The organism is Pseudomonas sp. N-1-13, assembly GCF_057787095.1.
Map to the genome: position 1 here is coordinate 4,387,906 of NZ_JBYNRI010000001.1, position 19,952 is coordinate 4,407,857.

Annotated in this window: 12 protein-coding genes; 4 read left to right on the top strand and 8 right to left on the bottom strand. The window is 59.6% G+C overall.

The window, feature by feature from the left end:
- Positions 1 to 55: 55 nt before the first annotated feature.
- The 4 genes from flgA (at position 56) to AC3I65_RS19755 (ending at position 2,660) form a co-directional block, all read left to right on the top strand.
- A complete protein-coding gene (gene flgA, locus AC3I65_RS19740) occupies positions 56 to 820 on the top strand; it encodes a flagellar basal body P-ring formation chaperone FlgA (RefSeq protein ID WP_047228761.1) in 765 nt (254 codons plus the stop codon).
- A 173-nt stretch (positions 821 to 993) separates the two neighbouring features.
- A complete protein-coding gene (flgM, locus tag AC3I65_RS19745) occupies positions 994 to 1,308 on the top strand; it encodes a flagellar biosynthesis anti-sigma factor FlgM (RefSeq protein ID WP_047228762.1) in 315 nt (104 codons plus the stop codon).
- Positions 1,309 to 1,356: 48 nt separating this feature from the next.
- Positions 1,357 to 1,824, top strand: a complete 468-nt coding sequence (locus AC3I65_RS19750; RefSeq protein ID WP_047228763.1) for a flagella synthesis protein FlgN — start codon at positions 1,357 to 1,359, stop codon at positions 1,822 to 1,824.
- Positions 1,825 to 1,913: 89 nt separating this feature from the next.
- Entirely contained in the window at positions 1,914 to 2,660 is a 747-nt protein-coding gene (locus AC3I65_RS19755) for a flagellar brake protein (RefSeq protein WP_047228764.1), read from the top strand.
- Between the two features lie 62 nt (positions 2,661 to 2,722).
- Here AC3I65_RS19755 and AC3I65_RS19760 read toward each other — a convergent pair whose 3' ends face one another.
- From AC3I65_RS19760 to AC3I65_RS19795, 8 genes are all read right to left on the bottom strand, one after another.
- The gene (locus AC3I65_RS19760) at positions 2,723 to 4,096 is read right to left on the bottom strand and encodes an MFS transporter (RefSeq protein WP_047228765.1); all 1,374 of its coding nucleotides are present in this window, start codon (positions 4,094 to 4,096) and stop codon (positions 2,723 to 2,725) included.
- A gap of 68 nt (positions 4,097 to 4,164) precedes the next feature.
- Complete coding sequence (locus AC3I65_RS19765) at positions 4,165 to 5,406, bottom strand: glutamine synthetase family protein (protein WP_160893199.1); 1,242 nt, start codon at positions 5,404 to 5,406, stop codon at positions 4,165 to 4,167.
- A gap of 343 nt (positions 5,407 to 5,749) precedes the next feature.
- Complete coding sequence (locus tag AC3I65_RS19770; protein ID WP_047228767.1) at positions 5,750 to 6,442, bottom strand: sensor histidine kinase; 693 nt, start codon at positions 6,440 to 6,442, stop codon at positions 5,750 to 5,752.
- Entirely contained in the window at positions 6,435 to 8,042 is a 1,608-nt protein-coding gene (locus tag AC3I65_RS19775; protein WP_047228768.1) for a tetratricopeptide repeat-containing response regulator, read from the bottom strand. The genes AC3I65_RS19770 and AC3I65_RS19775 overlap by 8 nt, the downstream gene beginning before the upstream one ends.
- Positions 8,043 to 8,310: 268 nt before the next feature.
- Positions 8,311 to 9,210, bottom strand: coding sequence for a PoNi-like cognate immunity protein (locus AC3I65_RS19780; protein WP_488524088.1), 900 nt, complete (start codon positions 9,208 to 9,210; stop codon positions 8,311 to 8,313).
- 89 nt (positions 9,211 to 9,299) lie between these two features.
- Positions 9,300 to 9,920: a hypothetical protein gene (locus AC3I65_RS19785; RefSeq protein ID WP_488524089.1), complete on the bottom strand. Its 621-nt coding sequence runs from the start codon at positions 9,918 to 9,920 to the stop codon at positions 9,300 to 9,302.
- Positions 9,921 to 10,392: 472 nt separating this feature from the next.
- A complete protein-coding gene (locus AC3I65_RS19790; RefSeq protein ID WP_160893177.1) occupies positions 10,393 to 10,722 on the bottom strand; it encodes an antitoxin YezG family protein in 330 nt (109 codons plus the stop codon).
- Positions 10,722 to 19,940 carry a two-partner secretion domain-containing protein gene (locus AC3I65_RS19795; protein ID WP_488524090.1) on the bottom strand — a complete coding sequence of 3,073 codons (9,219 nt, stop codon included), beginning with the start codon at positions 19,938 to 19,940 and terminating at the stop codon, positions 10,722 to 10,724. The genes AC3I65_RS19790 and AC3I65_RS19795 overlap by 1 nt, the downstream gene beginning before the upstream one ends.
- Between the last annotated feature and the right edge of the window lie 12 nt (positions 19,941 to 19,952).

The window sequence follows — 19,952 nt, forward strand, 5'->3', positions numbered from 1 at the left end:
ATGTGTCCGACGCGCATTCATCACTAAACGGCACGGGGCTTGCTATTGAACCGGCATGAACGCACAAACGACATTTTTTCGACGCCTGACCACTCACTGCCGCCACTGGCTCGGTGCACTGTTGGCTGCCTGCCTGCTCGCTTTGGGCGGCCCTGCCTTTGGTGCTGTTCCGGTTACCTTGCCTGATCTCCTTATCGGCGTCACTCAGGGCTTTCTTGAATTCACCGTAGAAGACTACCTGGCAACCAGTCAAACCGAAGGTCGCTACGAAATCGAAGTCAACCAGCTCGACCCGCGCCTGCGCATGCCCATGTGTGACAAGGAATTGACTGCGTCTCTGGAGAGCCCGGCCAGACCACTGGGCCGGGTCACGGTAAAGCTGCGGTGCGACAGCGCCGCGCCCTGGACGGTGTTCGTGCCCGCTCAAGTGCGCCTGTTTCGCGAAATCGTCACCACCACCCGTCCGCTCAAGCGGGCCGGGATCGTCGAGCCTCAGGACGTGACACTGCGTGAACGGGATGTCAGCCAGATCAACCAGGGTTTCCTCACCTCCGTCGATCAGGCCATCGGTCAGAAACTTGTCCGACCAATGGTCGCCGACCAGGTCATTACCCTGGTCCACCTGGAACAAGCCGAAGTGGTGCGCAAGGGCGATCAGGTGGTCATCACCGCCCGCAGCGGGACCCTGGCCGTGCGGATGCCGGGCGAGGCTTTGTCCAACGGCGGCATGCGAGAACAGATTCGGGTAAAAAACCTTAATTCCCAACGTGTTATCAAGGCGCAGGTAATGGCCCCAGGCCATGTGGAAGTGGCTATGTAGTGATCGGGTGGAAATGGGTAGAGAGCTGGCGCTTGCCCACGGTGTTCCCTAGACTGTGCCTTACGCAAAGGCAAGCGCAGACGTGCGCACGTTCATTGAATAAATGAGCCTAAAGTTTTTTTGGGGATGGCCGAAAACATGGCAAGCGTCCAAATACCCAGAGGTTTTTTACCATGGTCATCGATTTCAATCGTTTAAACAGCTCTTCACCGCTAACAGGCACTACGCGCCCTAACGCCAGCAAGGAAACCGTCGAAACCGACAAATCCGCGCCGGCCGAACAAGCCGCCACTGTCAGCAACGGGGAGTCGGTACACCTCAGCAATGAGGCTCAGCAGTTGCAGAAGGTCACTGACAAGCTGCGCGATCAACCTGTCGTCGACAACGCCCGCGTGGCCGAGTTGAAAGCAGCAATCGCCGATGGCAGCTATAAAGTCGACAGCAACCGTGTAGCCAGCAAACTGCTCAACTTCGAAGCCCAGCGCTAGGCCACCGCCTGCGCCAGGCTTTTGGACGCTTAAGACCTAAGGCCAGCCATGCACGACACTAATTTGTTGCAACTGATCACCGACGACTTTGCCCCGGCGCAACAATTGCTGGAGCTATTGCAGGCCGAGTCCCTGGCATTGCACGGTCGCGACATGCCGTCGCTGGAGAATATCCTGGCGCAGAAACAGGCATTGATCATTCTGCTCGATCAGCATGGCCGCAAGCGCAGCGAGATCCTCGCCAGCCTCAATCTGCCCGCCAATCGCGATGGCCTTGAGCAGCTGGCCAGCCAGTCGTCGGTGGGCGATCAACTGTTGTCCCAAAGTGAAGTGCTCAACGACCTGCTCGCTCAATGCCAGGCCGCCAACATTCGCAACGGACAGTCGATCCAGGTTCAGCAAGCCGCCACCGCCAACCAGTTACGCATTCTCAACGGCGGTGAAATCCCGACGCTCTATGACGCTCGCGGTTCGACCGCCAAGATGGTCAAGCACCGCCCGCTCAGCCAGGCATGAAACGAACAGTGCCGGCGCTCTATCAACGCGCGACACATGCTGGCAAAATGCTGGCTACTCGTCGTATTTTGCCTGGAGATTGACCCACCGTGTTCAATGCCTCAAACGCGGATGATGCTCCGCAGCCGCCCAAGGTCCTCGCCACGCCCCTGGAAATTTCCGGCAACCTGCGGATGCTGCAAGATAGCCATGACCCGCTGATCATCACCTTCCACGAACGCAGCCAGCGCTTCCAGAGCTATCTGGTCGATGTCGACCGGGAGCGTAACGCCCTCGCCCTGGACGAAATGATCCCCCGGGACGGTGAACGCTTCCTGTTGGCGGGCGAGCCGTTTCGTGTCGAGGGTTTCCATGATGGCGTGCGCATCGCGTGGGAAAGCAACGGCCCTTTGACCATCGATGAGTCCAGCGACGGCCGCTGCTATCGCGGCGCCTTGCCTGATGAAGTGGTTTACCACCAACGCCGCAACGCCTTCCGCGCCGCCCTCAAGCTGGCGCAACTGGTAAGCGTCGAGCTGGGCGGTGACAAACTCAAGTCACCGGTTGACGGCAAGCTGCTGGACATTTCCGCCACAGGCTGCAAGTTGCGTTTCGAAGGTGACATTACCGCACGCCTGCAATTGGGCCAGGTCTATGAGCGCTTTATCGCGGCATTGCCCTTCGGCAACATGACCGCACCGGTCGAACTGCGTTATCTGCATTTCGAAGAAAGGATCAACACCACCTTCGCCGGCGTACGTTTCCACAACATCAGCGGCCTGGTGCAACGGCAGGTTGAGCGCTTCGTATATCAGCTGCAACGCGAAGCCCGTCGTTTCGACAAAGACGACCTCTGATTTTCGACACGTAAAAAAACGGGCAGTCCCTTGCGGTGACTGCCCGTTTTTTTATGACTGGCTCAAGGCCTGGCCTGAGTGAAATCGGGGCTCGACGGCTCGTCGCTGGCCTCTTCGGCGACAACCTCCTCCATGACGGGTTCTTCGTCGGCCGGTTCTTCCGTCGGCACAGGATCGACGTGCATCTGCTCCTGCACCACTTGTTCGTCCACCCGGGGATCGAGGCACGCCACCAGAGGCGAACTCGACATGCTGTCCGGCATCGCCACGTGATGCAGCGGTGCGTCGTCGACCTGATGCAGGTTGGTCACCGCCTTCGGCCGGATTCGCCACACCAGCACCAGGGCGAAGAAGGCAAAAAAGGCATAGAGCATCTGGCTGCCGAACATCTTCATCAGCACCCCCGCTACCAGCGGCCCGATACTGGCGCCAACCCCATAGGTCACCAGCAGCATGGCCGTCAGGGATACCCTTCGATCAGCTTCGACGTGGTCGTTGGAAAACGCCACCGCCAACGGATACAGGCAGAACTGCACCAGCGAACAGAAGAACCCCGCGACGAACAGCACCTCCAACGGCACCGTCGGCAATATCGCCAACGGCAGCGCACAGACTGTCAGCACCAGCGCAAAGCAGCGGATCAGCAGCGCCCGGTCATATCGATCGGAGAGCCAGCCCAGGGGCCACTGAACCAGCAATCCGGCAAAGATGCAGCTACCCATGAACAGACCAACCTGCTCGGTCGACAGCCCCTGCTGAGAAGCGTACAGCGGCGCCAGGCCATAGAACGAACCGACGATCAGCCCCGAGCCCAGCACCGTACTCAATGACTGCGGCACTCGCTTGATGAAAAAGCGCGGCTCCATGGGCGCCGGGTGCAGCGCCGCCGGGTGAATCCGCCGGGTGAGTGTCACCGGCACCAGGCACAAGGCGAAGCACAGCGCCACCAGCATCAGCAACTCAAGCCCCAAGGCCGGGTGCATGACCAGAATCAACTGACCCAGCACCAGGCCCAGGTAGGAAGCGATCATGTAACCACTGAATACCACGCCACGCTGCTTGGCATCGGCCTGCTCGTTGAGCCAGCTCTCGATCACCATGTACTGGCACATCATGCCCAGGCCGACAATTACCCGCAGCACGATCCAGGCCGGCAGCCAATCCACTAGGCCATGGCCCAGCACCGCCGCACCGACAATCCCGGCGCAGGCCGAATAAGCCCGGATGTGCCCGACGCGGGCGATCAGCCGGTGGCCGATCTTGCCCCCCAGCACCAGGCCGAAATAGTTGGCTGCCATCAGCGCACCGACCCACAGGCTGTCGACATTGTCGGCAGCCAGGCGCAAGGCCAGGTAGGTACTCAGCAGGCCCGAGCCGATCAACATCATCAGCGAGGCGAAATACAGCGCTCGAAAAGGTTTCCAGATTTGGCGCATCGGCGTTCCGAGCGGCTCCTTGAGATGAGTACGGGCTATTTAGAAGATAGCCCGAATGCGACGTTTGGTTATGCCTGGGCCGCTAGAACACGCCGCTCCCAGGGAGTAATTTCATCAAAGAAGCTGGTCAGCTCCATGGTCTTCGAAGCGATGTAGCCTTCGATGAACTCCGTACCGAACAGTTCCTTCGCCAGATGACTACGCTTCAGACGTTCCAGGGCTGCATGCAAGGTACATGGCAGCGAAAGATTGTCCGGCACTTGGAATTCGCCCTGGATCGCGGCACTCGGCTCCAGGCGATTTTCGATGCCATAAAGCCCCGCAGCCAGACTGGCGGCAATCGCCAGATAGGGGTTGGCATCGGCACCCGGCAAGCGATTCTCGACCCGACGGGCCGCTGGCGAACTGGCGGGAATCCGCAACCCGGCCGAACGATTGTCATGGGACCAACAGGCATTGTTCGGTGACGCAAACGGGTGACACAGGCGCTGGTAGGAATTCACGTTCGGCGCGAACAGCGCAGTGAAATCCGCCATGCCAGCCTGTTGCCCGCCGATGAAATGCCGGAACGCCGCCGTCGGCTCGCCCGCTTCATCGCTGAACACATTGCGGCCGCTGTCCAGCTCGACGACGCTCTGATGAATATGCATCGAACTGCCCGGCGTATGGGCCAGGGGCTTGGCCATGCAGACCACGGTCAGGCCGTGCTTGAGGGCAACTTCCTTGAGCAGGTGCTTGAACAGGAACGTCTGGTCGGCCAGCAACAGAGGATCGCCGTGAAGCAGATTGATCTCGAACTGGCTCACGCCCATTTCATGCATGAAGGTGTCGCGGGGCAAGCCCAGCGCCGCCATGCATGCATAGACCTCTTTAAAGAACGGTCGCAGGCCATTATTGGAACTGATGCTGAACGCCGAGTGACCGTCTTCACGCCGTCCGTCCAGGCCCATAGGCGGCTGGAACGGCTGGGTCGGGTCCGGGTTGGGGGCGAACACGAAAAATTCCAGCTCGGTCGCCACCACGGGCGCCAGGCCGAGGGCGGCATAACGAGCAATAACCTGTTTGAGCTGACCGCGCGTGGAGAGCCGGGAGCTTTCACCAGTCAGCTCATCAGCGTCGCAAATCGCCAAGGCTCGCGGCTGTTCGCTCCAGGGCAAGCGGTGAATGTGTTTCGGGTCGGCCACCAGCGCCAGGTCGCCGTCGTCGCTGCCATAAAAACGCGACGGCGGATAACCGCCCATGATGCATTGCAACAGCACACCCCGCGCCATCTGCAACCGTCGACCCTCGAGGAAGCCCTCGGCAGTCATCACCTTGCCTCGTGGCACGCCATTCAAATCCGGGGTGACACACTCAATCTCATCAATGCCCGTCAGTCGCTGCGCGAGTGAACACTGGCCATCGGTCGTCATGACGCAATCCTTGTTATGTGCGAGCCGCTAACGGCAACCCGTACAAAATAGGCTTCGGGTGTTCGGAATATCAAGCGGCCCAAGACAATAAACAACAAGCCCTGGAATACTGGGTGGGAGCGAGCCTGCTCGCGATGGCGTCGGGTCAGCCAATGCTGAGTTGACTAATACACCGCTATCGCGAGCAGGCTCGCTCCCACAGGGGGGGTTGTGTCGACAGATTTATGAGTGCCGGGCAGGCTCAGGGCAGATAAATCCGGAACACGCCCCCGCCCAACGCGCCGCCATTGGCAATCTCGGTACGCCCGCACAGGCCGCCACGCTGATGCAACCCGGCAATCCGCGCGGCGAAGTACAAGCCCAGTCCGGTGCTGCCGCTGCTGTGATTGATGCCCTGCACATACTCGGCCTGACGCTCGATCATCTCGGCCGGGTAGCCTTCGCCGTCGTCATTGATGGTCAGCACCAGTTGCCCGGCCTCGTCGCTCGCACTGATCAGCAACGCCTGGCGCGCGTGGCGGATGGCATTGTTGATGCTGTTATCGAGCACCGACGCAATCAGCTCACGATCGAAAAAACCCAGGGGGCTCAGCGGGTCGACCTCGTAGGTGACCATGATCCCGCGACTGCGGAACACATCCTGATGACCGGCCAGTTGCGCCTCGATAAAGTCATCCAGCTCGTGATAGGCCGGATGCAGCGGCAACTGGTTGACCCCCAGCTTGTACAACCCCAGCAACTGCACCAGCAGGCCATTGAGGTGGGCGAACTCGAACTCCATGACGCCCTGCTCCGAGGTCTGCCGCTCGGATTCGGGCAAACGCTCAAGCCACTGGGTATGAGCCTGCATGAGCAAGGTCAGGGAGTTTTTCATGTCGTGCACGGTAGACGCGATCACCGTGGAAAAATCGAGAGCCTGTTCGCTGTCATTCATCGCCAAATGCCTTGCTTCGCAGTTTCTGATAACGCGCAAAACGCGCATCGGTGTCGGGCATCATGCCCACCAGTTTCAGGCAGGCGCGGCACTCCTGCAGCAGCTCCGATTCCACGCTGGTATCGGTGCCATGCAACAGTGACTGCGCCATGTTCAAAGCAATACTGATGTTCTTCGGTTGCATCTTCAGGGCTCGACGGAACAGCTCTCGCGCCTCGGGCAACGCGCCGGTCTTGTAGACGCGCACACCTTCACGGTTCAGCTCGGCGGCGGCATTGCCTTGATTGAGGATATTCGGATCGTCGGTCAACTTGGCGATGCCTTGCATCACCGTCGGATCATCGCCATAGATCTCCGCGCAGTTCTTGAGCATCGACTCGCCGGCGCTGGTTTGGCCGAGCATCTGCAACTGCTTGGCCACCAGCAACGCGGCCTCGGCGCTCATGAACTGCTCCATGCCGTCGAGGCGCTGCAAGGCCTGCTCGGTGAGCTTTTCGGCGGTTTCGGCATCGTTGAGCAACAGGCTCGTGGCCTTCATCAACCGCGCACGCACCTGCAACCCAGGATCGTTGAGATTTTCCTTGGCCACGGCGCTGAGGGTGGTGTTGATTTCCAGCCGAGTGCGGGTATCCAGGCCTTTTTCGCTGCCCTTGCTGATCAGTGCATGAGCCAGGCCCAGGTTGCTTTCCGGGTCCTTGAAGCGCGACTGTGCGCCCTGCCCCACCGCTTGGCGATAGGCCTTGGACGCGGTCTCGAAATCTTCGTTGGTCATTGCCAGCTTGCCCAGCAGCGACTGCCGTCGCACCGCCAGTGGCGATAGACGAACCGCCTCTTCCAGCACGTGTTGCGCCTGCTTCGTATCGCCTTCGGCCACCAACACTTCAGCCATGCCGTCATACAACGCCGGCATCATCGGGAATACTTTCAAGGCCTTCTCATAAACATCCTTGGCCTGCCCCACCTGGCCACGCTTGAACAACAACTTCCCCAGCCCCGCATAGGCCCACGGCAAAGGACGGTCAGCCAGGATGGTGTTGTACAGACGCTCAAGGGCTTCATTCTGATTCAGGTCCCGCAGCGCATCGGCCCGATAACGCAGACACAACGGCCCGTAGCGCGGGTCCTGCTTGCACAGGGCGATACAGGCATTGAGCACTTCCATCGGCTTGCCACGATCCAGGGCTTGCAGGATCGGCTTGAGCAGGGTCTTGCGCTGCTCGAGCCGTTCCAGCCGCTGGGCCAGGCCGGAGCGGTTGAACGGTTTGGTCAGGTACGCATCCGGCTCATGCTCCAAGGCACTGAGCACCATCGCCTGGCTGCTTTCAGCCGTCACCATGAGAAACACACTTTCATGGCTGATCAGCTTCTCGACCATCAGGTCTTCCAGCACCTGCTGACCGTTCTTGCGACCGTCGCCCAGGTGATAATCCTGCAAAATAAAGTCATAGCGCTTCTGCGAGCACATGCGCAGCGCCACTTCACCGGTGTCAGCGGTGTCCACGTCCTTGACGCCCAGCTCACGCAACATGGACCGGACGGAACTGCGGAAATCCGAGAAATCATCGACGATCAGAAAACTTTTTTGGTGGTACGCCAGCATCGAGGATGTCCAGGCAAGTAAAAAGATGCACCCAATGGCAAAACAACGAGACGCCGTGTCACCGCCCGGTGTGGCGCGCATTGCTAGCCGTTTTCGCGCGCCGAAACGCGATAGAAAACAGGGCTCGTCAGGGTATCGGCAGGAAATGGCGTTCCGTTAAGAGATTGTGTGAGGTGGTTCATGCCGGACAGATCGGCTACCTGCCGGGCACAGAACCTGTGGTGAGGGGATTTATCCCCGCTGGGCTGCGCAGCAGCCCCTGAGATCACTAACGCCGCCCCAACAACCTCGCCCAAAATCCAACTTTACTCTCCGCAGCCACCGTTGCAGGCGGCTCGGCTTCCTGCCGCGTTACCGGGTGCGTACTCGGACCGTTGGGCCTCAATAAGTCCCCTGGGTAATGCTCAAGCCCCAAACACTGTGAATCGTCCATATCAAAAGCCTTGACCGCCGCCACCGCCTCTACGCACCAACGACCGAAATACGCGCCGCCGTCGAAGTTTTCATCGCCGTAGGTGTACCAATAGGGATGTCTGTAACTGACGGCCTGGGGATCAGAGCCAGACTTGGCACCGGTACGCACCTCCGTGTACCAATGTTTGACGAATGCATTCAACAGCGATGCTTGCGAATCCGCCGGAGCGTCTACCGCCGCCAGCAACCGAGCGTAGGGTTTCGGGTAAAGAAGCGCTGAACCCAGTTTGCGCTCAGGGCTGCGACTCGCGATTATTCGGTCGAGTAGCACGTCCTCTCCTTCGTTGCCGATAAGGACTAGCAGCCTTTGCCATTGATCATCGGGTATTTCCAGCGCCAACCCCGAGCCGACCAACCAAAAACAGACAATGTAATGATCGTAGTTGACGCGCCAACTGTGACGGGTGATTTGCTGCTCCGGAGTCCAGACTGACGCGCCGAGACGCTCAGCCTCCTCCCAGGCATCGAGTAACCCAGGGAAATAACGCGACAGGTCGGCAATAGGACATCCGGCAGAGTAGCGACTTAGCATCTGGTGCCAGTGGTTCTGGGCGATGATAAAGACGTACTGTGGTGCGTAGTCGGGATCGCCTGCAGGTGTACGCGCGGTCTCGAACGCTTTTACGATACGTTCATCACCATACTCCACCCATTCCGACCAATAGCGGGAGTCTCCCAGTGGTGCCCGAATCATTTAATACCTCCAACAACCTGGAGAAAAGGGGACAGATTTAGTTAAGAACAGATCAATTAAATAAATCCGCCCCACTTTTCCGCTCTGCTTTAGTTAGCCACTAAGAACCCACTCTCGGTGAGAGCACACCTCCCTCCAGCTCGCCAGAACCTGAAATAAGACTCCAAATCAATATCAAATTCAAACAATGGCCGCCCAACGTACCAAGCAAGATAATAATCCGCAGCCAACCCATAAAACGCCTCAAACAGAGCACAAGTTTGGTCGCTATCAGAAGTTTTGCTCCCCCTGATCGCATCCCCAACCTCATCAAACAACCAATAATGAGGAATATCTTGCTGAAGCCAGTAATCCATATCGTGACTATCAACAAAAAGCACTCGAGCATCTTCACAAATTTTTAGAACTTCAGAATCACCGAGCACCCCACATACTCTTTCTTGCTCCTTGAGCCACTCGCGGCCTAGCTGAATTAATTCGCCCTCTCCGACTTTAAGTCTTGGCAAGAGATACAGAGACCTCTCCATATCTCCAGAAGCAAGAACGCGTTCAGTTCTATCAACCAGCTCATCCGAAAACGGAAAATAGCTGAGTATACGTCGAATCTCCTCGGAACCACTGTGCACCTTCAACAATCCCAAAAAATGAGATTTATCGAAAACTGCGCTGCCTTCACAGAAGGCACACCAGTCGAACAATAAAGACCTCATACTTACTTCCCTCCAGCTTTTGGTAGAGACGGCAATAAATCAGTAGAAAAAAAGAAAAGGGACAAAAGAAAAGAAAAGGGGACAGATTTATTTAAGCACAGAGCATTTAAATAAATCGCCCCCCTTTCCCCTAAAGAACTGAGCAAACAAATAAATCTGTCCCCTTTTTCGCTATCCTGAAAACCGAGTGGCCTAGTTGGGCGCAGCCGTAGCAGCCGGATCCATAACCTTCGCAGAACGCCCTGTCTCAAGATCCCGAACCTCGTAGTACCACCACTTCATCGAAGACGTGCCATAAAGACCATAGGTACGACCACCAACCAGATCAACCGTCATCTCCACGGGATCACTGTATTCAGTTCCAATGGCGTGCTTGACGAGAAAAAGGGACAGATTTATTTAAGAACAGAGCAATTAAATAACCCCCTTTTTTCCTAAGACGCAACATCCTAGCCCTACCCCCGCAAAAAAATTAATCATCATAATTGTAGTCAATACTAATTTTCATCTTCTCTACATCCAAAGTAACTGCACACGAAGACCAAGATTTTCCATTTTGGCACAATCCATTTTCAACATAGTAGCGCCGGAGCTCAACCAATAACTCTGTCAAATCTCCCACAGCCCTGCTGTCTGGATCAAACCAGCTTGAGCGGTTTGTTTTATCGAAATAATCAAACTCATAGCTTCCGCCATCGCCCTCGGCAAAAAGCCTAGCTCTAACAACTATTTTCTGAGCCTCCGAGGGACCAGCATCCAATAGAAGCTGGCCAATTTTTTGATACAGCCCCTGCTCGCTCATCAGTTCCCACCTTTAGGTGTATTTTTAAAATCAACAATCACAGGACGCCCACCATCAATCGAGTATCTAACATTGAATCTATCCGGTCTGAGGCCAGCATCTGTATAGACAGGCTCGATTTTCACGCTGACGCTCTTACCCTCCTTGAGTGCAGAAGCCCATGTATTCTCCATCACCTTCCACTCACCTTTGTTTAAATTCCCATTCATGGGAAGTAAATTTAACTTTTCACCAGGACCGTTAAAAATGCTTGCAATTAGATGCCCCCCCTCATCACCAGCAACTCCGCACTTACCAGCGACACACTGCTGATATGTATTCCTGTCATTTTTCACAAGCAAAAGTTCAGATTCAACCTTTTCAACGCGACCCAAACTATCTGTTTGATAAATTTTGTTCCCATCCACTCTATAAATTGTATTGGGTTCAGGTTTATTGAGCTCTTTGGACCATGCGCCCTTACCACCGGAGTTAATTTCTACTTCGCGTAGCACTTTACTAGGTTTTTTTATCCCAGCACTATAATCCGCTGGATTCTCGACAACCTTCCCATTAACGATCGTCGTCCCAGGGCCATACCCCCCCTCAAGTTTTTTGCTATACGCCCCCTCCACGCTGGTCCAGTCCATCGGCTTACCAGCCGACGCTTCAGCTTTGGCAATTTTGGCCATATCGGCCATCTTTTCAAGCCTTTCCGCCCCCACCCTGATCCCGGCTTTCGCCAGGGTCACGCCGCCCTTGGCCGCCGTACCCACGCCCGTGGCGATGGTGCCGACTTGCCAGACCAGTTCGCCAATATCCTGGCCCAGTTGCACGGCACGGTCGTCGCCGCCGTGTTCCAGGGCGTCTTGGATGCGCTCGATTTTGGCGTTGGCGTCATTGACCAGGGCGTCGCCCAGTTTCTGGCGGGCCTCGGGGTTGTCGATCAAGGCTTTGATACCTTTGATCCCTTCAACCGGATTAAGGAGGAATTGCGCCAAGCCTTCGACATCGCTCCAACCCGCCTGCGCCAAACCCTTGCCGATGCCGAATCGGGTCAGGACTTCTTGTTTTTGGTAAACGTACGCCCACTTGGCAACCACCTGAACTTTGCCCCCCAGGTCAGCCTCGCTGTACTCCTTCTCCGCCTGGACCAACTGCTGGGTCGCCAGCCAGTTGTTGTCCACCGCTGCGCCCGCTGCGGTGTTGGCGGTAGTGGCGTCCACTGAAGCGCTGTTGGCGGCCAGCCCAGTGACGATACTGACGATCAGGTTGCGCTTGGCTTCGCGCTGGGATTCGCTTTCATCGGGGCTGGCTTCGGAGAACAGGCCGGTGAGCAGGCTCGAGGCCGCTGCGCCCGCGGCACCGCTGCCACAGCTCTGGCTGCTGGCCGCGGCACCCGCGCAGGCGACGATGCCGTGCAAGGCGGCGTGCAGCGGCGAGCCTTCGGTGAGTTTGCCCTCCGCCACCAGGTCGCCGATGTAACCGGCGCCCCGCTGTTGCACGTAATTGACGACCAGCCCCTGAACGAAGGCGCCATTGCTGCCGCTGATGTTGCCGCTGGCCGCCCCCACCAGCGCGGTGGTGATCTGCCGGTAGGTGCCGCCCGCGCCCCAGTTGTCGGCGATGTCGCGGGCTTGCGCCTTCAACTGCTGGGAGCTGTTGATCAGCGCCAGGCGTTCGGTGTCAGTGAGCTGGGCGTTGGGGTCCAGAGCCTTGGCCTCGGCGGCTTCAGCCTGTTTGCGCTTGAGATCGACTTCCTTGGCCTTGTTGGCAAGCAAGGTGCTGGCTTCGTTGGAGAACGCCCCGACGATCTCGAAACCGGCACGGATTTCGTCTTCGTCGAAGATCGGCTTGAGCCTGTTGCTGGTGTCGCGGTCGCTGGAGACATCGCGATTGAGGCTGGCGACGGTTTGCTCGCCATTCTTGCCGGTGCGCTTCTGCTGCTCGGCATCGTTGGTGATGACAATCGTGCCGCCACTGATACCGCTGCGGGTGACGCTGCTGGCGTCATCGCTGGCGCTGATGGCGATCGGCATCGTGGCGCCGAACTCATTTTCATTCTTCGGCAGGTCGGTGCCTGGGGTTTGCGTGCCGCCGCTGGTGGCGTTGCCCTGCTGGTCCTTGCCGACTTCGCGATAACCGCCGCCGACGCTGACAGTGCTGGCGTCGTACTCGGCTTTGTTCTTGATGTCGCGACTGGTGAGGCTGGCGGTGACCAGGCGATTTTTGCCGTCCTGCACGGCCTTGTCACTGCTGGCGATGACGCCGCCGACCAGGTCGGTGTTGCCACCGACACGAATATCGAAACCATCGTCCCCGGCCTTGATGCCCGATTGCTCGGTGACGCTGGCGTAGTTGGAATCGATATCCGTGGCGCCGAAGCTGCCGCTGGCGCCACTGATCGTACTCAGGCCATAGCAGAACGGCGGAATGCACAGGCTGATGCCGACACCCAGGCTCTGTTCATCGACCTCGTAGGTGTTGGTGTCTTGCAGGCTTTCGATGTTCAGGTCACCGCCGATATCAGCCAAGACCTGTTTGCCGCTGGCCACCGCGCCTTTGAGGTTGGTGTCGCCGCCCGAGGACAACAGCAGCTGGTTGCCCGCCTCGACGTGGGTGTTGGTATGGGTGAGTCCATCGCCGTCCGCCTGGCCACGGCTGCCGGACGCGCCCAGGTCCAGGGTGAAACCATTGCGAGCACCGAGGGAAAAGCCGATACCAATGCTGGCGCTGCTGCCTTTGCTGTCGGTGTCCTGCTTGTCGGTGTTGCGGGCGGCGAGCAGGTTGATGTCACCGTCCGCAAGCAGGCTGGCGTTACGTCCCGCCTTGATATCGCTGCCTTGTACGGTGATGTCACTGGCGGCGCCGGCGCCCGTGGCGCGCAGACGGATGTCGTTGCCGGCGGTCAGGGTCGAGCTGGCGGCGTTATCGCTGGTGTAGGTGGTGGTGCTTTCGTTCTTTTTGGTGCCCAGCGACAGGCTGATATTGATACCGCCCGCCGCGCCGGGGTCCATCGCCACGGCGGTGGCGGCGTTGTGGGTCGCCAGCACGGCGGTGGCAGCAGCCAGGGCCTTCATGCGCCCGTCGTCGGTTTTCTCCGACGCCTGTTTCATTTGCTGGTTGGTCTGGATGGCGCTGATCACCGGGTTGGTCACGGTCAGGGTGAACCCGGTTTGTTTGAACAGGGTTTCACGCTCGCGCTGGCTGGTGTTGCGCGCTTCAACAATGTCGAGGGTCTGAGCCGTGATGTCGATGTCGCCTTGCGGGGCCGACACCTGACTGCCGACCTGACGATAGCCCTTGCCGGCTTCGATCAGTACATCGCCAGTGGTCGAGCCGATGGTGCTCGCCACCGCCGTGTGTTGCGTGGTGAGGTCCTTGACGCTTTGTTGCTGGCTGCCCATGGTGACGGCGATACCACCGCCGCTGAACAGGCCGCTTTTCTTCACCGACTTGTCGTGGCGTTCGTTGCTGCTGTCGGTGGCCGCTTCAATGTTGATGTTGTTGTCCGCCACCAGAACGGTCTGGGTGGTGGATACGACATTGCTGCCTTTCAAGTTGATGTCGCGACCGGCCTGCACGTAGGTCTGCTCGCCACTCAGAGTGGTGCCTTCGGCCTGGGTCTGGCTGACGGTGTCGCGGGTCGTCGTGGTTTTGCTGGAGAGCCACCCGCTGCTGCCTTTGACCTTGTGCGCTTCATCGGCGAATTGGTAGTTCTGGCCAGTGGTCAGGTTGACGTCACGACGGGCCTCGGCAAATACCGCGCCTTGCTCGCTGGTGACATGGGCGGCGCGAGCGTTGAGGTCCTGGCCCGCGCTCAAGCGCACGTCGCCCTGCCCTTGAATCAGGGAGCCGACTTCGGTCTGGCTGGCGTCCTTGCGCCAGTTGCTGCTGTTCCAGGTCAGCGCTTGCTCGTGGGCTTCGCCGACGGTGGCCAGGTTGATGTTCTTGCCTGCCTCCAGCAACGTACTGCCGCCCTTGCCGGCATTGACCACCTGGGCCCCGGTGAGGTTGAGGTCGTTGCCGGCGCTCACGCCCATCGTGCCCTGGGCGCCGCTGACGAACAGCCCCGCCACCCGCGACAGGTTGGTGCGGGTGCCTTGGGCGCTGCTGCTGTCCCGGCTGCTGGAGATGACGTTGATGTCCTGCCCGGCCTTGACCGACAGGCTGTCCACGGCACCGATCAGGCCACCGAGGTTGTTGAGATTTTCCCGCGCGGCGAGCGATACCTTGTCGGCCTGGATGCGTCCGCCAAGGTTTTCGATGTTCTGCGCCGTGATCGCCATGACACTGCGCCCGGCCAGGCTGCCGCTGTTGATCAGGTCGCCGGCGATGTTCAGGTTCAGTTGTTGCCCGGCAATCAGAGCGCCGGAACCATTGAGGTCGCCTTCCTGAACCCGTACGTACACTTGCGGCACCAGCACGTTGCGGGTTTCACCGTTGGCGAGGGTGACCTGCTTTTGCACCAGCCAGACGATGTCGCTGGTCAACTGCGCCATCTGCTCGGAGGTCAGGGCCACGCCGGGCACCAATTGCCACTGGCTGGCGACGGTGACAGCGTTGTCGATCAGCGCCCGGTACTGCATTTCGTCGTTAGCGTAGCCGTCGAGGAAGCGGCGACCGGTGAGTTGCGCGATCTGTTCACGAATCAGCTTCTGCTCGTAGAACCCGTCGCCCAGACGTTGCTGGGTCAGTGCCGGGTCGACTTGCAAGCGTTGCAACATGTAGTCCGAAGACAACCAGGTGCGATAACTGGCGAAACGCGGGTCGGTTTCGATCAGGTAGCCGTTGCTGTTCTTAGGCGTGGTGCTGAACAGGCTGTTGTTCGGCAATTCAAGGGACGGCCCACCGCTGCGAATCTGCTCAGCGACGCCTTTGGTGTTCAGTGTGGTTTGCGCGGCGACCTGAACGATGGGCGCCACTTGATGGGTTCTGCCGACAGGGGCGCTGACTGCGCCCGTTGCGGCGATCTGCTCACTGACGCTCTGAGTGGCGCGCGCGCTGATCTGAGTGCCGCTACCGTTGCCGGCGGCGTTCTGGGCAAACACGGTGGGCAGCAGGGAGATGTCCTGAATCAAAGGTGCAGGCGTGTAGGCCGTGACGGTCGTTCCCTGCCTGTCGCGGCCCTTGCGCTGCATGCGATAGAAGTGGCTGGCGGTGCCGCTGTCGGAAGTGGTGCGCTGGCCCGACAATTCGGTATTGGTCAGGCTGGCGATGTCGGCCTGCAACAGTCCACCGGCAATGATGCGGCTCTTGTCGTTGAGGACATCGCCTGCGCTGATCTGCATTGTCCCGCCAGACAGGATCTGTGCCGGCGCCGAGGTGGCGATCTGGGTTTCGCGAACCACGCGGGTGTAGTCGTAACGGTTCCAGTTGTCCCGCCTGCCCTCGGGGGTGTTCAGGTAAAGCACCTCGTCGCGGCTCAGGGATATCTGATCGCCCTGATAACGGTTCGTCGAACCGGTGAGTTGGAACTCCTGTTGGGCGGTGCGGCTGACTTCCACCTCCTGGGTACTGAAGTGTTCATTGGTGTTGCGCACGCTCTGTACGTTCAGGGACAGATTGCCAAGGGCCTCGATGGTCGCACTGGCGTTGGTCAACAACTGGGCGCGATTCTGGGCTTTGTCATTGGCATCCAGCGCGCCGCCGATGGCCAGGTTGCCGGCGCTGAAGATCAGCGCCTGTTCGCGGTTGTCCAGGGTGCCAGCGCCGATGTCCAGCGACTCGCGGGCGGCGATGGTGGCGGCGAAACCGTTTTCATCGTGGTTGCTCAGTGTCGAAGTGGCAATCGCCAATCGATCACCGTACAAACGCCCGGTGCCCAGGTTGTTGAGCGATAGCGCTTGCACACGCACTTGCTGGCCGTCAATCAGGCCACGGTTGGTCAAGCTGTCGTTGACGGTCAGGCGAACCTGGCCGGCGCTGATCTCGCCGTTGACGGCGTTGTCCAGGGTCTGCGAGTGCACCAGCAGGAGATTGCCTGCCAGTAGTTTTCCGCTGTTGTTGAATGCCCCCTCGGTGCTCAGGTCCACCTTGTTATTGGCTTGGATCTGGCCACTCAGTTCCAGGCCACTTTGCAGGCTGAACGTCAGGTCGCCCAGGCTCAGCGCCCGGCCGGTGCCCGCGTAATAGGCGGCGTTGAGGGACAACAGGCTGCCGGCGAGCAAGGTTCCGTCGAGGTTGTGCACCGCCTGGCGACGTTGCGCCGGATCGCGATCAGTGATGGTCAGGCCGGCCCCCGCGGAAATCAGGCCGCCCTGGTTATCCAGCGTTTGGCTGACACCGATGGACAATCCTTGGTCGGCGCGCACGGCACCGGCCTGGTTGCCGAAGGTGTCGAGCGCCAGGCTCATGGCACGCCCTTCAAGGCCCTGGTTGGCACCTTGGGTGGCGCTGTTGTCGAGCACGCCGGCAATCACGCCCAGCGTTCCCGCGCTGCGCACCAGTCCGCCCTGGTTGTTGAGCGTATCCCCCAGCACCAACTGGACATCGCCTAGGCCCTGCAACTGACCACCGCGGTTATCCACCCGGGCGCCTTCGACCTGTACGGTTTTCTCGCCAATGATCTGGCCGCCGCTGCCGTTGGTAAGGTTGGTGGCCTTGAGCACCAGCGCGCCTTTGGCGCCGAGGAAGCCGGCATTGTTGTTGAAATGGGCGCTGTGGATTTCCACCGCACCCTGGCCGCTGATGCCTTGGGTGGTGCCGGACTGAAGGTTGTTCAGCGCCTGGCTGCCGGTGTCGATGAACAGCTTGCCCTTGGCCTGGATCAGGCCCGCCGCGTTGCGCAGTTCACCGCTGCGCAGGTCGAGGGTCGCACCGGCATTCAACGTGCCTTGGCTGTTGTCCATCAGCAGGCCGTGGCTGTCCAGGTCCAGGGCCTGGCCACTGATCACCCCGCCCTGGTTATTCAGGCCCTGGGCCGACAGATCGATATCGCCCAGCGCTTCAAGGCGCCCGCCGCTGTTGTTCAATGCATCGGCCGAGACACTGACCAGCAAGCCGGACTTCACCGAACCCAGCACGCCATTGGTGTTGTTCAACTGCCCAGCGATGATCTCCATACGCTGGGTGGCCGCGAGTGTGCCACCGATATTGTTCAAGCGGTCGAACTCGGCGTGCAGCTCACCGCCGGCACTCACCGTGCCTTGGGTGTTATCCAGCGCCTCGCCGCTGACCTTAGTCGTACCGCTGGCGGCTAGCGTCCCACCGCCGTTATTAACCTCTGTGTCGGCCGTGACGGTCAACGCACCGTTATCGGTGGCGAGGACTTTGCCGCCCTGGTTGTTCAACGTGCCGACCTTCAAGTTCACCGCACCAGGACTGCTGACTTGCCCGGCCTGATTGTCGAAGCGTTCACGGGCGGTGACCTGCAGGGGTTGTGCGCCGGTCTGGAGAATGCGTCCACGCTGGTTGGACAGGGTCGTGGTGTCGAGCGTGATCTGTTGGCCTTGGGTCAGGCCATCATCGACCACCACCTCACGGCCCTTGACGCTCAGCGCGCCATTGCTTGCCAGGGTGCCTTTGCTGCCGGCCAACTGGGTGACCTGGATGTCCAGGGTGCCTTTGCCGGCGTGCTCGACCTTGCCCTTGCTATTGTCGAGACGATTGGCGCCAAGCTTCAGGTTGTTGGCGTTGGAGGCAATACGGCCACCGCTGTTGTCGAGCGTGGCGACGGCGGTGATCGACGTGTCGGCGGTGCCGGTCTGCACCAGCTCGCCACCGGCATTGGAAACATCGCGGGCGCCTACCCGCAGGTTGCCAGCGGTGACCTTGGCCGCATCGGTGCGCAGGGTCTTGGCCGCTTTGGCATTCAGTACCTGGGTCGCATCCACTTGACTGCCACTGAGATTGGCATCGCCAGTGCTGGCCGTCAGGGTAACGTTGCGGCCCAGGGTCTGGCTGCTGCTCAAGTCAAGGTCAGCGGCCTCGACGCTGACATCGCCGCCAGCAAGGTTCTGGCCTTGCGCCTTGACCGTAGCGGCCCGTAGCGCGAGGTTGCCACTGCTGCCCAGCTTGCCGTCCGCCCCGACGCCCGCCGCCAGGCTCGAGGCGGTGGTGCTGCGAATGGTCTTGGCGGTGAGCGTGGTGTGGTTCTGGCTGGCAACGGTGCCGCTGTTGTCGATGTCACCGGTGCTGTCGAGCTTCAGGTCGCCCTTGGCGTAGAGCGTGCCGCTGTTGTCAACGCTGGTGGCATTGATTCGGGTCGCCGTTGCGCTGCTGATCGCGCCCTGGTTTTGCAACTTTCCGTCGGCGCTGATCACCACCTCGCCAGCCATGGCGCCGATCTGCCCGGCGTTGCGCACACCAACACCGGATTCGGTGCCCACCAGCATGATCTTCCCGGCATACATGCCGCCGAGCTTGGCAACGTCGATGGCAACGGTGGGTTTGTCTTCCTCGGTGCCTGGCAGCGGCGTGGCCTGGGTGTTGTCGGCATTGACCTGATTACGTCCAGCGGTGACCTTCAGGTCGTTGGCCCAGACACCGGCGTTGACCTGCACGGTGCGGGCGATCAGATCCGTATAGTCAGCCTCTCGGGCATCCAGGCCTTTGCCTTCAATGTTGATGGTCCCGCCCTGCACGGTATAACCGATGATGCGACCATTCTCCAACTGCGCCCGCCCCGTGCTGAGGGTCGTACGATCAGCGTTGATGAAGCCGCAACCGTTGCAGGTGATGCCGGACGGGTTGGCGATCACCACTTCGGCGCGTTGGCCGGCGACTTCAACGTAGCCACGCAACTGACTGGGATTGCTGGCGTTGATCTCGTTGAGGATCACCCGTGCACCACCATTGCCCAACATGGGATTGCCTTCAATCCAGCCGCCCAGCTTCGTCTGACTGTTGGCTGCAGCGTTGTTGAGGATCACGCCACGGTTGTCGACGTCGAACTGGTTGTAGGTGTTACGCGAAACACCAGCCGCGCTAGGCGCGCGGATGTTCACCTGCGGGGTGCCGTTGGCGCTTTCTATCACCATAGGGCGTTGACCGGCCGGAGCACCGGGGTCGGCGACGATGGTGCCGGCCCAGGCCGGCGCTACGCTCAAGGACACCAGCCCGAGCGCCGTCATCAGCGCAAAGCGCAATGCCCCGAGCGTCGCCGTGCACACCGGCGCGCCTGCGATCGGGCCGGAACGGGTTCCCGGTGCCTTGACCTGGCTCGTGACATTTTCCGCAACCACCATCAGCAGTCCGCGGGCCTTGTTGAATACGATTCGGTACAGATGCTTGTTCATTGCAATTCCATT